The following is a 15,467-nucleotide window of genomic DNA, read 5'->3' on the forward strand; positions in this document are numbered from 1 at the left end:
GCGCCCTGCCCCGGGCCACATCTTCCCCAGCGACGGCCCGGTTACTCCGGGCCACCGCGCCCCGGCCCGTCAGGCCGGGGCCACCAGAAGCGGACGGGCCCTCTCACGCAGCTCGGCGACGCGCGGCTCGTCCCCGTACGGTTCGAGGCGGTGCAGGAGATCGCGTACGTACTCCGTGGTGCGCGCCGAGGAGATACGTCCCGCCACCTCGACCGCCCGGGTGCCGGCGGCGCAGGCCGCGTCCAGGTTGCCCGACTCCAGTTCGGCGACCGCCGACACCACGAGCCGCAGACCGTGCGACCGGACGAACTCCTCCGTCGGTCTCGACAGGGCCTGCTCCGTGAAGCGCCGCACCTGCCGGGGCGCCTTCAGGTCGCGATAGCACTCGGCGGCGTCGGCGGCGAACCTGTCGTAGGAGTAGAAGCCGAGCCAGGAGGGGTCGCAGTCGCCGGCCCGGGAGCGCTCCAGCCAGCCCTCGGCGGCCCTGAGCGCCGCCCCAGCGGCCGGTGCGTCGCCCGCCTTGGCATGGGCACGCGCCTCCACCAGCCGGAAGAAGCTCATGGTCCGGGCGGTGGCCAGGCCCCGGTTGCGCTCGACGGCGGCCTGGGCCAGGTCCACGCCCTCGTCGGCGAAGCCCCGGTAGGTCGCCTGGAGGGACATCGACGCCAGGACGTATCCCCCCAGGGGCACGTCGGCGGCGGCACGGGCGAGGCGCAGGGCCTGGATGTAGTAGCGCTGGGCGGCCTCCTGCTGCCCGGTGTCGAAGGCCATCCACCCGGCCAGCCGCGTCAGTTCGGCGGACGCGCCGAACAGGGCACGGCCCACCTCGTCGCTGTACGAACCGAGCAGCAGCGGCGCGGCGTCGACGCGTAAGCACTCCGGGACCATGGAGGAACGCCAGTCCCCTCCGCCGTACTTGGAGTCCCAGCGGCGGGCGTCCTGGGCGGCCTCGCGCAGCTTGGCCACATCGCTGTGGCCGACCCGCAGCAGTGAGGCGGAGGCGTCGGGCGCCGTGTCCGGTCCGGGCTGCGCGGGAACTCCCGCGGACAGTCCGGCGGACGCCGCCGCACCGTGCGCCCCGGGTGCGCCCTGGGTGCCCAGGAGCGCGTCCCGGGCGGCGGTCGGGTCCCGTGCGACCGAGGGGTCGGCCGGTGTGATGAGCCACCGGGACGCCGGCGTCGCGTAGGCACTCACCGCGAACGAGCCCGCCAGCGACTGCCAGATCCCGCCACCCCGGCGCCCGGCCGGATCCAGCCGGTACAGATCGGTCGCCGAACGCACCGCCTCACCCACGTCACGCGGGAAGGCCAGCCCGATTTCGGGGGCCGGGTCGGCGTCGGCGAGCCCGATCTCGTGCAGCGGCACCGGTCGGCCGAGTTTGGCCCCTATCGCCGCCGCGATGAGATGGGGCGCGGCGCCCTGCGGCACCATCCCCTTGGCGACCCACCGGGCCACCGAGGTCTTGTCGTAACGAAGTGTCAGACCGCGCTGCGCTCCGAGGTCGTTGACCCGCCGGGCGAGCCCGGCGTTGCTGATTCCCGCGAGGGCGAGAACTGTGCCGAGCTTCTCGTTCGGCCCGCGTTGCTCCCTGGACATGCGCCACCCCTCGACACACAGACGGCCGCCGCGTCACCCGTCGGGCGCGCGGCATTCGTACCGTGTTCTCCCCAGGTGCGGTCCCGGTCACTCCGGTGCACACGCATATGGCCGAGCCCCGTGGAATATGCCGCCCTGCCGAGAACATCAGTAAACACAGCGTAGTTCGCCGCATCCCTACCGTTAAGGGGCAGTCGTCCGGATGGCGGGAAAGTTGCCCGCGCGCGTGGAACGGCGCGTCCCGGACGCCGTGCGCCCTCCTCCGCGCGGCGCCGTACGTCCCGCGCCGGGCGCGGAGGGCCGCGACAGGGCCCCGGACGTCGTGCTCCTGGTGTGTGGCCGTGCGCCCGGCCGTGCGCTCTGGCCCGGCCAGGACGCAAGCGCTTCGCTGGTCCTGCGTGGGTCGGCCCGCTGCACTGGACTCAGCGGGCTGGGGGAGACCGCCGCTCCAATCCCCGCGGGCGGCGAACCGGCCCGGGAGGTGACGCACACCTCCCGGGCCGTGCCGTGAGCGGTTCGACGGGGGACGAGTGGGCCGGCCGGCGCACCGGGGGGATGCGCCGGCCGGTACGCCGCAGGGCGTCCGGCGGCCTCCCGGACCGCGCGCGTCCGTGGCGCTCCGCCGCGAAACGCGCGGTTGTCGCGCGAGCGGAGAATGGCCGGATTTCGATGGTCGGTCGGGGCGGTGGGAGACGGTCCGAATCTGGCCGGATCACATCTGTTCCCCAGGGTGCCGTGCCCCGGTCCACGGAGGGGTGCGCGGCACAACTGCCGGAGGAGCCCGTTCCGTTAACGTCGGGCCGAACGGGTCCCGATCGGCCCTTGCCAGGGGCGCATGCGCGTGCGGTGTGCGCTGCCCGTACCCCCTCTCCGCCGCCGTTGTCGTGGCAGCATGTCCCGCAGCGGCGTTCCCCCGGTCCCGGTGCGCCGCTTTGTCCACAGCCTGTGGAGGCGGCGGGTGCGTTGGTTGGTGGGGTGGAGCAGTATCGCCGCGAGCTTCGGCACCGTGGGCGCGGTCGGCGGCCGGGGCGAGGGACGCACGGTCCACCCCGTGGGCTCCCAACTCCTGTGGGGCGACCCGGATCCGCTGTGGGCCGTGGGTGACTGGCGGCCCGACGAGGTCCGTGTGATCACGGTCACGGCCCCGGAAGGCGCCCCCGCCACCCGCCTCGCCGTACTGGGCTGTTGCGGCGCCACCGACGAGCAGTTGCGGGTGGGCCTGCTGGCCGCCCGGGGCGGCGCCCTGCGCCATCTCACGGCCTGGCCGGGCAGTTACACCGCCGTCGTCCAGATCGGCCGCCGCGTCACCGTCGCCGGAGACCTCGCCGGGGCCCGGCCCGTCTTCCACACGCCCTGGGCCAACGGCACCGCGTACGCCACCGCGGCCCTCCCGCTCGCGGACCTCATCGAGGCACAGCTGGACATCGGCCACCTGGCCGCGCTGCTCGCCTGCCCCGAGTCCCCCGAGGCGCTGGGCGACGGCACACCGTACGAAGGCGTGAAGCGGGTCCCACCGGGCCACGCGCTGATCCTGCGTGAGGGCTCGCGCGAGGTCACCGGGTACGAGGCGGTGGCCTCGCTCGCCGTCGCCGCCCCCCAGACCGACCCGGTGCGCGCGGTCGAGGGCGTACGGGACGCGCTGGTCGAAGCCGTACGGGCCCGGCTCACCGCCCCCCGCCACGCCCCCGGCACCCTGCCGCCGGACCCGGGGCCCGTCCCGGGGATGGGGCCCGCCGACCGCCGCGCGGCCCGGGGCGCGCCGGTCCCCGGTATCGGCGCGGACCTGTCCGGGGGCAGCGCCTCGGCCACCCTCGCCCTGCTCGCCGCCGGACTCCCCGGGCTGCCGGGAACCGTCCTCGGCCACGGCACGGGCGCGGGCGAACGGCTGCTCGCCGTCACGTTCAACGACCTGTCCACCCAGGGCCGCGAGGACGAGCTGGAGCGCGCCCGCGCCATCGCGGCCAACCCCCGCCTGCACCACGTCGTCGTCGCGGCGGGCGAGGAGGCGCTGCCGTACGCCGCCCTGGAGAGCGGGCCGCTCACCGACGAACCCGCCCCCTCCCTCGTCGTCGCCGAACGCCACCGCAGACGGCTGTCCGCGGGCAGCGCGGACCACTTCGTCGGACACGGCGCCCGGCAGGTCCTCGACGCCCACCCGGCCCGGCTGGCCGATCTGCTCATCGACCGCCGCAGACGCCATCTGATGAGACCGGTCGCCGCCCTGGCCAAGGCCGAAGGCCCCTGGCCGCACTCCCTCTTCGTCCCGCTGTCCGTCTACCGTGCCGCCCGCAGACTGGCCCGCACCTCCTACCGCACCGGACTGGAGGAGGCGGCCGGCCTGCTGCCCGACGCCAACCGCTTCGCCCCGGACCTCGAAACGCCCGCCGACGCCTCGCTGGCCTCCCTCGCCTGGTCCCGACCGGGCCCGGCCGCCCGCTGGCTCACCGGGGAGGCGCTCGCGGAAGTATCGGTTCGGCTCCAGGCCGCGGCGATCCGCCCCGCCTCGGTGCAGCGCCCCGGAGAGGCCAGGGCCCGCGCGGTCCTCGCCCGCGCCGCCGCCGACCAGCGGATCCTGGAACAGGCCGCGGAGGTCCGCAGCCAGCGACTGCACGCCCCCTTCCTGGACAACCAGGTCGTACGGGCGTCCCGCGCGCTGCCCGAGTCGCTGCGCGTCCAGCCGGGCGCGCGGGCCGCGATCCTGCGCCGGGTGCTGGCGGGGGCGGGCATCCACGACCTGCCTCCCGGCTGGGGCGCTCCCTCGCACGCCACGGCGAACGCGGCGGGCCACATCGGACTGCGCACCGCCCTGCCGGAACTGACCGCCCTCTTCGACGCCCCGCTGCTGGCGGACGCGGGCCTGATCGAGGCCCGCGTCGTACGCACGGCCCTGCGCGCGGCCGCCGAGGGCGAACCGGTCCCTCTGGACGGCCTGGCCGACCTGGTCTCCACGGAGCTGTGGCTCCGCCGCCTGGTGACCCGGCGGGGCACCTGCTGGACGGGCACGGCGGCGCCACGCCGCCGCGCGGTGGCCGGCGGAGTCGTCCCGGCCCGCCGGACGCTCCAGCCGTGATGGCCGCTCCAGCCGTGACTGGCGCGGCGCCGGTTCGGGCGCCGGGTCAGGCGCCGGGTTCCCGCGCCGGTTCCGGTTCCGGGTCCTCGGGACGGGCGGCGGGGCTCCGTTCCCGAGGCCGTCCCCAGCGCGTGGCCCTCCGTCACCGGGACCGTCACCGGGGCCCCCGGCACCCAGGACACAATGGGCGTGTGCGGTATCTGATCCTGGGCGTCACCGAGGCGCGTGACGAGTGCGGCTGCCCGCTGCCCGTCGGCGGCCCCCGGCTGCGCGCCCTCCTGGCCGCACTGGCGCTCAGGGCCGGCCGCCCCGCCGACACCGCCGCGCTCATCGAGGACGTGTGGGACGGCGACCGGCCGCACGACGCGCCCGCCGCACTCCAGGCACTCGTGGGCCGGCTGCGACGCGCCCTCGGCAAGGAGGCGGTCCCGGCCGCACCCGGCGGCTACCGGCTGGACGCCGGACCGGACGACATCGACCTGCACGTCTTCGAGCGCCTCACGCGCCAGGGCGCGGCCGAACTGGCGCAGGGCGACGCCGAGTCCGCCGCCGGCACCCTGCGCACCGCCCTCGGCCTGTGGCGCGGCCCGGCCCTCGCCGACCTTCCCGGGAGCGAGCGGAGCGAGGTGGTACGGGCCCGCGCCCACCGGCTCACCGCGCTCGGGCAACGCATCGAGGCCGACCTCCGGCGCGGTGAGCGTACGGGCCTCGTACCGGAGCTCAGAGAACTCACCGCGGCGCACCCGTACCACGAGCCCCTGCGTGCCCAGCTCGTCCGGGCCCTGCGCGCGGACGGCAGACAGGCCGATGCCCTGGTGGCGTACGAGGAGGCCCGCCGGGTCCTCTCCGAAGGCCTGGGGACCGGTCCGGGCCCGGAACTCACCGCACTCCACCGGGAACTCCTCGCCCCGGCCCCGCCGCCGCGCCCACCGCGGGCCCATGAGGCCCTGGACCGCCCGGCCCCGGACCGCCGGGACGCCTCCGTACCCCTGGAATCCCGCCCGTCGCGCACGGGACCGGCCACGGGACTGGCCATCGGACCGGCCAGGGCGGACGACGCCGCTCCGGGACCGTCGCGGCCTGGTCCCGGTCCTGGGCGTGGCCCTGGTTCCGGGACCGGTCCCGCCAGGCCGGGAGTCCCGCCCCCCGGCGATCGAGCGGGGGCTCCCGGGGCATCACGCCCGGCGGGCGCCCGCCGGGGTCCCGGGGCGCCACCGCCGGACGGCGCGCGAACAGCCCCCGGCGCGTCACCCCCGGACGGCTCGTCTCCGGCCCCGGGGACATCACGTCGGGGCAGCCCGCATCCGGGTCGCGGCTCGGCCGCCGACCCGTACCCCGCCGCCGCACCCCACCTCCCCGAGGGCAACATCCGCCCCCGGCTCACCTCCTTCGTCGGGCGGGCCGCCGAACTCCGGAACATCCGGGACGACCTGACCCGGGCCCGGCTGGTCACGCTCACCGGCCCCGGTGGATCCGGGAAGACCCGGCTGGCCGAGGAGGCCGCCGCGGGGAAGGGCGCCTGGATCGCCGAACTGGCCCCGCTCGACGACCCCGCCGACGTACCCGGAGCCGTACTCTCCGCGCTCGGCCTGCGCGAGACGGCCCTGCTGCGCGACACCGCCCGCGACGGTCCCGCCCCGGCCGCCGACCCCACCGGCCGACTGGTCGAGCACCTCTCCCACCGTTCCCGCGGCCGGCCGTTCCTCCTCGTGCTCGACAACTGCGAGCACGTCATCGGCGCCGCCGCGGCCCTCGCGGAGACCCTGCTCACGTACTGCCCGGGGTTGCGCGTCCTCGCCACCAGCCGCGAACCGCTCGGCGTCCCCGGTGAGGCCGTGCGCCCCGTGGACCCGCTGGCACCCGACACGGCCCACCGCCTCTTCGCCGAGCGCGCCCGCGCCGTACGGCCGGACTTCGCCCAGGAGACGGCGGCCGACGGGACCGGGCGGGCCGTGGCCGAGATCTGCCGCCGCCTCGACGGGCTGCCCCTCGCCATCGAACTGGCCGCCGCCCGGCTCCGGTCGCTCACGCCGCACCAGATCGCCGCCCGCCTCGACGACCGCTTCCGGCTGCTGACCGGCGGCAGCCGCACCGTGCTGCCCCGCCAGCAGACCCTCCGGGCCGTCGTGGACTGGTCCTGGGACCTGCTGGAGGAGGACGAACGGACCTTCCTGCGGCAGGTGTCCGTCTTCGCGGGCGGCTGGGACCTCGCCGCCGCCGAAGCGGTGACCACCGGCCCCGACGCCGCCGCCCTGCTCGGCGCCCTCGTCGACAAGTCACTCGTCGTCGCCACCCCGACCACCATCGGCGAGATGCGCTACCGCCTGCTGGAGACCATCCACGAATACGCCGCCGAACGCGCCACCGCGACCCCGGACGTCCTCGCGGACGCGGCCACCGCCCACACCGCCCACTTCACCGCCTTCGTGGAGGAGGCGGACCCGCTGCTCCGTTCCGAGGCCCAACTCGCCTGGATCGGGCGGCTGGAGACGGACCTCGACAACATACGGGGGGCTCTGCACCGCACCGTCGCCACCGCCCCCGACGAGTCGTCGGCGACGCGCCTGGTGCTCGGCATGGGCTGGTTCTGGTGGCTGCGCAACCTGCGCGCCGAGGGCCTGAACTGGGCGGACCGTACGGCCGCGCTGGGCGACGACCCGGAGGACCCCGACGACCCCCGCCACTGGCCACGGATGCGTCTGCACATGGTGCGGTTCTTCCTGGGCGCGGAGAGCCGGCCGATCGACAGCTTCCACGGAGACGAGGAGTTCCGGGCGCTGGTGGGGCGGGTGAGGGAGGCATTCCGCCGCCAACACGGCCCGGTGACCGCCCGGTTCCCCGGGCTGCTCTGGCCCATGACCGCCTACTTCCTCCACGAGCACGTCCCCGACCTGCGCGTCGACTTCGACGCGGCGGTCGCCAACGCCCGGACGTACGGCGGCGACTGGGAGTACGGCACCATCCTGGTGTTCCGCGTCCACATGCTGGTGGACCTGCCCCGAGGCGCGGACGGCGCGGCCGTCGACCAGGACCTCGCCGAACTACGGGTGCTCAGCCGCCGGGTCGGTGACCGCTATCTGCGCGCCCAGGTGGCGAGCGCGGTCGCCGAGGCGGGGATGACGCGCGGACGGTACGAGGACGCGCGGTCCGCCTACCAGGAGGCGCTGGACCTCGCCCGGGAGGTCGGCGCCTACGCGGAGGAGCCGTTCCTGCTGGGACGCCTCGCGGAACTCCACTACCAGGCCGGTGACCTGGAGGCGGCGGACGCGGGCCTGGACGAGGCGGAGGCCGCTGCCGAGCACCGGCAGGTGCTGGACGCCCACGCCTACGTCGGCTTCCTCCGGGCCGCCGTCGCCCTCGCCGCCGGGGACATCCCCCGGGCCCGGCACTTCACCGACACGGCACGCCGCACCCAGCTGTACGGCAGTCCGCCGCCGCAGTTCGCCTCGGCACTGGACGGGCTGTCGGCGCGGATCGCCGTGTTCGAACCGTCCGGTGGTCCGGTGGCCGGCCTGCGCGGGATGACCGACGCCCTGAACACGGCGGTGGCCGCCGGCTGCGCGGAGATCTTCACCGCGCATCTGGCGGAGGCGGCGGGCGTGACCCTGCCCCGGGTGGGGCTGTACGAGGCCGCTGCCCGGGTCCTCGCGGCGGCCGGCGCCTGGCGGGTGCACGGCCCCCGGTCCGCGGTCGAGGAGCGCGAGGTGGCGGCCGCGCTGGAACTCGTCCGGAACCGCCTCGAACCGGAGACGTACGAGGCTGAGGCCACCGAAGGACGGGCCATGACCCCCGAGGCCACCGTGGCCTTCCTGGCCGCCGTGACCGGAGAGCTCAGCGACAGCTGATCCGCGACTGCGCCCAGTCGGCCAGCGCCACCCCGCCGAACGGCCCGGCCGGCTCCACGACGAGCCGGATCGTCTCCTGGCCGTCGACGGCGACCCCCATCGGTACGGCGGCGTCACCGCCCCGCATCACCGGGGACTCCCAGAGCCGCGCCCCGTCGCCGCCCCATACGGAGAAGCGCACCGGGAAGCGCACGGGGAAGTGCGCGGAGTCGTTCCCCTTCGTCAGGTCGTCGACGCCGACCAGCGCCTCGTACCGCGTGCAGGGGCGGTTGAGCTGGATGACGACCGACGAGTGCGGGTGGACGGTCACCCCGTGCGCGTACGTCGTGCCGCCGATGGACAGGCCGGTGCGCTGCCAGACCGGGCCTCGCGTGCCGCCCAGCGAGATCTCCGGCGCGGTGTGGTCCCCGGCGACGGAGTACGCCAGCTCGTTGACCTGGAAGACCTCGGGTTCCGGGGCCGGAGGAGGCGTCGGGGTGGGGGTGGGGTCAGGGGCGGGCGGCGTGGGGGTGGGGGTGGGCGTGGGTTTCGCGGCCGGGGGTTCGGGTGTCGGGGTGGGTGTGGGGGCGGGCTTCGGCTCCCGCGTCGGCGCGGGTACGGGCGCCACGGGCGCCACGGGCGCCACGGGGGGCACCGGAGGGACCTGGGTCGGCTCGGGTGCCGCCGGAGGAGGAGGTGACGGTGCGGCGGGGGCCGCCACCGGAGGCTTCGCCACCGGCTCGGGCTCCTGGGCCGGGCCGTCGCCTCCGACCAGCGCCCATACGAGCCCCGCGGCGGCCGCCACGGCCACCGCCGCCGCGATCCCGGCCTTCGCCGGGGCACCGAGGCCTTCGGCGGCGGCCCCGCCCGCGGCGCCCCCCGAGGAGGCGCCACCGCCCGTCGCCGCCGCTGCCGCACCGGCACCCGCCGCGCCGACGGCCCCGCCCGCGACGACGCCCGCCGCCTTGACCGCGTAGCCCGCGGCGAACCAGCCGATGACCGCGACCGGAAGCAGTGCCGGGATACCGGCGTTCACGCTCTCCAGCTCACCGGCGGCGACCCGGCACTTCGCGCACTCCTCCAGATGCTTGCTCAGCCCGCGTTCCGCACGGACCCGCAGACCGCCCCGGGCGTGGGCGCCGAGCCGGTCGGCGTACCGGGCGCAGTCGCCGCCGGCCGTCAGGGCCTGGCTCACATGCGCCTGCAGATAGGCCTGCTTCAGCCCTTCGCGCGCCCTGACCGCCAGCACCGCCGTGGCGTTGGCCGTCAGACCGAACAGCGGGGCGACCTCGCTCGGTGACTCCTCCTCCACCGTGGTGTGCCAGAGCACCGCCTGCCAGCGCTCCGGCAGACTGCGGAAGGCCTGCATCGCCATCGACCGGTCCGCCTCGTGCATCGCCCGCACATCGGCGCCCAGATCGACGGTGTCGGTCTCCGACAGCTCCGCCGAACGCGTGGCCTGGGCCGCGAACACCGCGAAGTCGTCGACCAGTTGTTCCCGCTTGGCGCTCTTCGTCCAGGCCGCGGCGACATGACGGACCGCCGTCATGAGGTAGGCCCGGACCGCTTGCTCGGGCCCCTTGCCGCCGCGTACCGCCTGGAGCGTCCGGGCGAACACCTCGGCCGTCAGGTCGTCGGCGGTGTGGGCGTCGCGGCAGCACGTCCGGGCGTAGCGGCGCACCGCTTCCGAGTGGCGCCGGAACAGCTCTTCGTACGCCCGGTCGTCACCCGCGCGCATCCGCTGGAGCAACTGCGCGTCGGACACCCCGACATCGGGAGAACTGCCCCGGCCCTCACGCTGGAGGGGGACGGCGAACGCGGCCCCGCCGTCCGCCGCGGGTCCGGTGGGCGGGACGGCCTCGACGGGGGCCGACCAGGGCCCTGGCAGGACCGTGCCGCCCTCCGCGCTCTCGCCCGCCGCAGGCCCGCTTCCCGGGGACCGGCTGCCCGTGGGCCGGCTTCCCGTGGCGCCACGCCCCGTGTGACCGCCGTCGGCGGGACCGCCCCGGGGAGGACCGCTCGACGGTGCCGGTCCGGCCTGACCGGGCACCGGGCCGGTGGACGGCCCGCCGGTCTCCGCGTCCCCGCCCGTGTCAGCGACGGACCGCTCGTCCCGCTGCGCGTCACCGCTCATGGCGGAAACCCCCGTCTGCACCCTTGGACCCGTACTACCGGGCAAGCGTGCCACAGGCCTTCACCGCCACCGGCCCCCGGCCGAGGCAACCACTCGTCCGGGGTCACTTACCGCACACAGGCGCGAGGTCACTCCATCGGGGAGTGGTCCCGCGCCCGGTCCGGGCGCGGCCGGTGACGCGCCACGCACGCCGCACTACGCGGGCCGGGAGCGCAGGCCCTCCAGCAGGATGTCCAGCAACCGGGCGGAGGCGGCGGCCTGGTGGGCGGGGTCCGGCAGCGCCGGAGCCGCCGTGGCGATGACCAGCAGCACATCCGCCACCGTCACATCACCGCGCAGCTCACCCGACTCACGCGCTCGGGCGACCAGTCGGCCCACGACCTCCAGCAGCTCGGCCGCACCGGCGTCGTGAACGGGCTCCTCCTCGGCGGGCCTCGGCGGCACCACCACCCGGGGCTCGGACTGCTCCGCGCCCTGACGCTGATACGGGACCCGCTGCTCACCGTCGGCCGGAGCCGGTATCGCGGGGGCCTCGTCCTGGTCGACACCCACCCGCAGCACATGCGGCGGCAGCAGCCGGCCCGCACCGGAGTCCACGGAGGTCCGCAGGAACCGGGAGAGCGCCGACCACGGCTCCTCCTCCTGTCCCAGGGCGGAACGCGCCTGGTCGGTCAGCCGGGCGGTCTCCTCCTCCGCTATCCGGCGTACCAGCACGTCCTTGCTGGGGAACCGCCGGTAGACCGTGCCGACCCCGACCCTGGCGCGGCGCGCCACGTCCTCCATCGGCGCGCCGTACCCCAGCTCGCCGAACACCTCGCGCGCGGCGCGCAGGACGTGCTCCAGATTGCGCTGCGCGTCCACGCGGAGCGGCGTCGAACGGGCACCTCCTCCGCCGCCCGTGGCCACGGCCGCCGACCCGACCATCGCCACCGTGCTCAGCCGCCCGTGACCCTCCGCAGAGGAGGTGACAACACTCTGCCCATGCAAATCCTGAATGTGCATACTTCCCCCGGATATGACGTCTCCCCCCGGAGACTTCCCCGCCCTGTCAGTCGTGGTGCGGGTCCTGGTCCGAACCGACACCCCGACGGGGTACGAACATAGTTGAGCCCGAGTCAATTCAGAAGGGGCCAGTTCCGCACGGTGCGCCCCCCGATCGGAGCAAAGGCCCGGCGAACCCCGGTCCGGCCCCGCCCGTGGGTCCCCTCCGGCGCGTTTGACCTGCGTCGCACGGGAAGCCGGGAGCGGATACGCACCGCCGCGGGAGCCAAGAGCTCCGGTCACACAAATTGCCGGGCCTGTGGACAAACACCGGACTCCGGTGCGTCATGGGATGGTGATGGCTCCAGATTCCCGGGGAACGGCCCCCGGCACCCGGCCGGCCGTACGTGTTCTCGTCGTCGGTGGCGGCTACGTCGGGATGTACACGGCGCTGCGTCTCCAGCACAGGCTGCGCCGGAGACTGCGGAGCGGCGAGGCCGAGATCGTGGTGGTCACGCCCGAGCCCTACATGACCTACCAGCCGTTCCTCCCGGAGGCGGCGGCCGGTTCGATCTCGCCGCGCCACGTCGTCGTGCCCCTCCGCCGCGTCCTGCGCGACTGCCGCATCGTCATCGGTGAGGCCCGGCGGATCGACCACACCAAGCGCACCGCGACCGTCGTCACCCTCGCCACCGGGGAGGACGGGACCGGCGCCGTCGAGATCCCGTACGACGACCTGGTCCTCGCCCCCGGATCGGTCGCCCGCACCCTTCCGGTGCCGGGGCTGGCCGACTTCGGTATCGGTTTCAAGACCGTCGAGGAGGCCATCGGCCTGCGCAACCACGTGATCGAGCAGATGGACATCGCGTCCGCCACCCGCGACCCCGCCGTCCGGGACGCCGCCCTCACGTTCGTCTTCGTCGGCGGCGGCTACGCGGGCGTCGAGGCGCTCGCCGAACTGGAGGACATGGCCCGCTACACCTCGCGGTACTACCACAACATCACCCCCGACGACCTGCGGTGGATCCTCGTCGAGGCCACCGGCCGCATCCTCCCCGAGGTCGGCGAGGAACTGGGCCGGTACGCCGTCCGGGAGCTGCGCGGCCGCAACATCGACGTACGGCTCGACACCCGGCTGGACAGCTGCGAGGACCGGATCGCGGTCCTCAGCGACGGCTCCCGCTTCCCGACCCGCACGCTCGTGTGGACCGCGGGGGTCAAGCCCGCACCGATCCTCGCCGAGACCGACCTGCCGCTCACCGAGCACGGCCGGCTGCGCTGCACCGCCGCGCTGGCCGTCGAGGGCGTCGAGCACGCCTGGGCCGCCGGTGACGCGGCGGCCGTACCCGACCTCACCTCGCCCCACCAGGGCGCCGTGACCGCGCCGAACGCCCAGCACGCGGTGCGTCAGGCCAAGGTCCTCGCCGACAACGTGCTGGCGACGCTCGCCGGGCGGCCGCCCACGGACTACCGGCACTCCTCCGCCGGGTCGGTCGCCTCCCTGGGACTGCACAAGGGCGTCGCCCAGGTGTACGGGCGCAGACTCAAGGGCTATCCGGCCTGGCTCATCCACCGCGCGTACCACCTCAACCGGGTGCCGACGTTCAACCGGAAGGCACGGGTGCTCGCCGAATGGACACTGGCCGGGCTCTTCAAACGCGAGATCGTCTCCCTCGGCTCGCTCGAACACCCGCGCGCCGAATTCGCCCTCGCGGCCGGTGGCCACCCCTTCCCGGAGCAGCCCCGGGACGACGGGAACCGCCGGCGCCCCGGGAACGGCACCCCCCGGGGCGACACCTCCGAGGACGACGGCCCACCCGCGCCGACCGGCTGACCCGGGTGACCCGACGGCACGCCGTACCGCCGTACACCGATGAGCGGGAAAGGGCCGCAGCTCAGCCGCCCGAACAGCAGCCGCACGGCAACTGTCAGTACGGTCGGTCACACTTGGCGTGTGACCATAGGTGCGCCCACACCTGCGCAGAGTGACCCGGGCCGCAGTCACCTACAGTGACCGACGTCGAAGACCGACCACACGAAGAGGCCTGGCAGGCACCCTTCCGAGAGAGCCGGCACCAAAGCCCCGGCCCGGTGAGACACCGGCCGGGGACCGGCACAGGCACCAGCAGACGAAGCAGCTCGCCCGAGCGGACCAGACCGACACACGAGGCCAGAAATTCCGTGAACTTCACGCGCTGGAGCGCCCGCCTCCCCGGAACACAGCGTCGAGCCGCCGTGCGGGACGAGCAGGGTTCCGTCCCCGCCGCCCGCGCCGAGTCGGCCCGGCCGGCATCCGGCCCCACCCCGCAAGGAGACGCCCCGGTTCCGCCCGGCGCCCCTCTCGAAGCGCTCTCCGCGAGCGAGATCCTCGACAGCCTCCCCGCCCCGGTCGCCCTGCTCCACGGCCCCGACCTGCGCATCACCTACGTCAACGACGCCTACACGGCGGCCTTCGGCGAACGGCCCCTCGGGGCGCCGGCCGCCGAGGCGATGCCGGAGCTCACCGAACTCAGCCTGCTGCCCCTGATGGGCCAGGTCCTGCGCAGCGGCACACCGCGCACGGTCAAGTCCCGGAAGGTCCTCGACGGCCACTCGTACACCGTGACCTGCACCCCGGTCGCCGTCCGCGCCCCGGAAGGAGCCGACGGCGAGGAGGGCGTGCTCGTCTACGCCACCGACGTCACCGACCACGCCGAGGCGGCGGAGCGCCTCCGCACCAGCGAGCGCCGCCACCGGGACACGGCCGTCACCCTCCAGCGTTCCCTGCTGCCCCAGGACCTCGAACAGCCCGACGACCTCCGGATCGCGGCGACGTACCAGCCGGGCGGCACGGACGCCGCGGTCGGCGGCGACTGGTACGACGTGATCACCCTGGGGGCCGGACGCACCGCGCTCGTCATCGGCGACGTGATGGGACGGGGGGTGCGCGCGGCCGCCGTCATGGGCCAGCTGCGCACCGCGGTCCGGGCCTACGCGCGCCTGGACCTGCCGCCCCACGAGGTGCTCCAACTCCTGGACGTCCTCGCCGCCGAGATCGACGCCAGCCAGATCGCGACCTGCGTGTACGCCGTCCACGACCCCAACGAGGGGCAGCTCGTCTACGCCTCCGCCGGCCACCTCCCGGTCCTCGTCCGCCACGAGGACGGCACGGTCCACCGCGCGGAGGAACCTCCCGGGCCGCCCCTGGGCACCGGAGGTACCGGCGGCTGGACCCACACCTCCGGGACGATTCCCCTGCCGCCCGGATCGACGGCCGTGCTGTACACCGACGGTCTGGTCGAGCGCCGCAGCGAGGACATCGACGAAGGGGTCGCCTCCCTGGAGCGCGCCCTGTCCGGGGCGGTGGGCTCGCCCCAGGTGGTCTGCGACCGGCTCATCCGCTCCCTGGGGGTGACCGCGGACCACGACGACGACGTGGCGGTGCTCGTCGTCCAGCACCCCTCCCGTACGGGAGCGAGCGCCGAGCTCTTCCACAACGCCTCGCTCGACCTCCTCGGCGGTGTCGAGGCGGCCCCCAGGGCGCGCGCGTTCGCCACCGGGGTCCTGGCGTCCTGGCGGTTCCCCGTGGAACTCCGCGACCTGGGGGTGCTCGCCGCGAGTGAACTCGTGGCGAACTCCCTCCAGCACGGCACCCCGCCCATGCGGCTCGGCCTGAGACGTACCGACCGCAGGCTGATCATCGAGGTCACCGACGGCGACGAACACCTCCCGCGCAGGCGGCAGGCCGAACCGGCGGACGAGGCGGGGCGCGGCATCTCCATCATCGCGACGGTCGCGTCGTCCTGGGGCAGCCGCCGCACCCCCGGCGGGGGCAAGGCGGTGTGGTGCGAATTCGCCCTGCCCGGCTGATCCGGCCGGCTCG

At 75.3% G+C, this 15,467-nt stretch carries 7 protein-coding genes; 4 read left to right on the top strand and 3 right to left on the bottom strand.

Annotation, left to right across the window (positions count from 1 at the left end):
• Positions 1–69: 69 nt before the first annotated feature.
• Complete coding sequence (locus B9S64_RS17675) at positions 70–1,596, bottom strand: sporulation protein (RefSeq protein ID WP_103493454.1); 1,527 nt, start codon at positions 1,594–1,596, stop codon at positions 70–72.
• Between the two features lie 958 nt (positions 1,597–2,554).
• Here B9S64_RS17675 and B9S64_RS17680 point away from each other — a divergent pair.
• Together B9S64_RS17680 and B9S64_RS17685 are read left to right on the top strand one after the other, a co-directional pair.
• On the top strand, positions 2,555–4,666 hold the full coding sequence (locus B9S64_RS17680) for an asparagine synthase-related protein (protein WP_107498629.1): 2,112 nt from the start codon (positions 2,555–2,557) through the stop codon (positions 4,664–4,666).
• Positions 4,667–4,857: 191 nt separating this feature from the next.
• Positions 4,858–8,511: a BTAD domain-containing putative transcriptional regulator gene (locus B9S64_RS17685; protein WP_146225112.1), complete on the top strand. Its 3,654-nt coding sequence runs from the start codon at positions 4,858–4,860 to the stop codon at positions 8,509–8,511.
• Here the strand turns inward: B9S64_RS17685 and B9S64_RS17690 are convergent.
• Positions 8,498–10,624, bottom strand: a complete 2,127-nt coding sequence (locus B9S64_RS17690; RefSeq protein WP_258317572.1) for a sigma-70 family RNA polymerase sigma factor — start codon at positions 10,622–10,624, stop codon at positions 8,498–8,500. The two genes, B9S64_RS17685 and B9S64_RS17690, sit on opposite strands and share 14 nt — an antisense overlap.
• Positions 10,625–10,819: 195 nt before the next feature.
• Positions 10,820–11,626 (bottom strand): TetR/AcrR family transcriptional regulator, encoded by an 807-nt coding sequence (locus tag B9S64_RS17695; protein ID WP_103493214.1) that lies wholly within the window; start codon positions 11,624–11,626, stop codon positions 10,820–10,822.
• A gap of 331 nt (positions 11,627–11,957) precedes the next feature.
• Here B9S64_RS17695 and B9S64_RS17700 point away from each other — a divergent pair, with 331 nt between their 5' ends.
• Together B9S64_RS17700 and B9S64_RS17705 are read left to right on the top strand one after the other, a co-directional pair.
• Positions 11,958–13,439: an NAD(P)/FAD-dependent oxidoreductase gene (locus tag B9S64_RS17700; RefSeq protein ID WP_103493215.1), complete on the top strand. Its 1,482-nt coding sequence runs from the start codon at positions 11,958–11,960 to the stop codon at positions 13,437–13,439.
• Between the two features lie 347 nt (positions 13,440–13,786).
• Positions 13,787–15,454 (top strand): SpoIIE family protein phosphatase, encoded by a 1,668-nt coding sequence (locus B9S64_RS17705; RefSeq protein ID WP_103493216.1) that lies wholly within the window; start codon positions 13,787–13,789, stop codon positions 15,452–15,454.
• Positions 15,455–15,467: the final 13 nt, after the last annotated feature.

It is taken from the genome of Streptomyces sp. SM18, from assembly GCF_002910775.2.
GTDB lineage: Bacteria > Actinomycetota > Actinomycetes > Streptomycetales > Streptomycetaceae > Streptomyces > Streptomyces halstedii.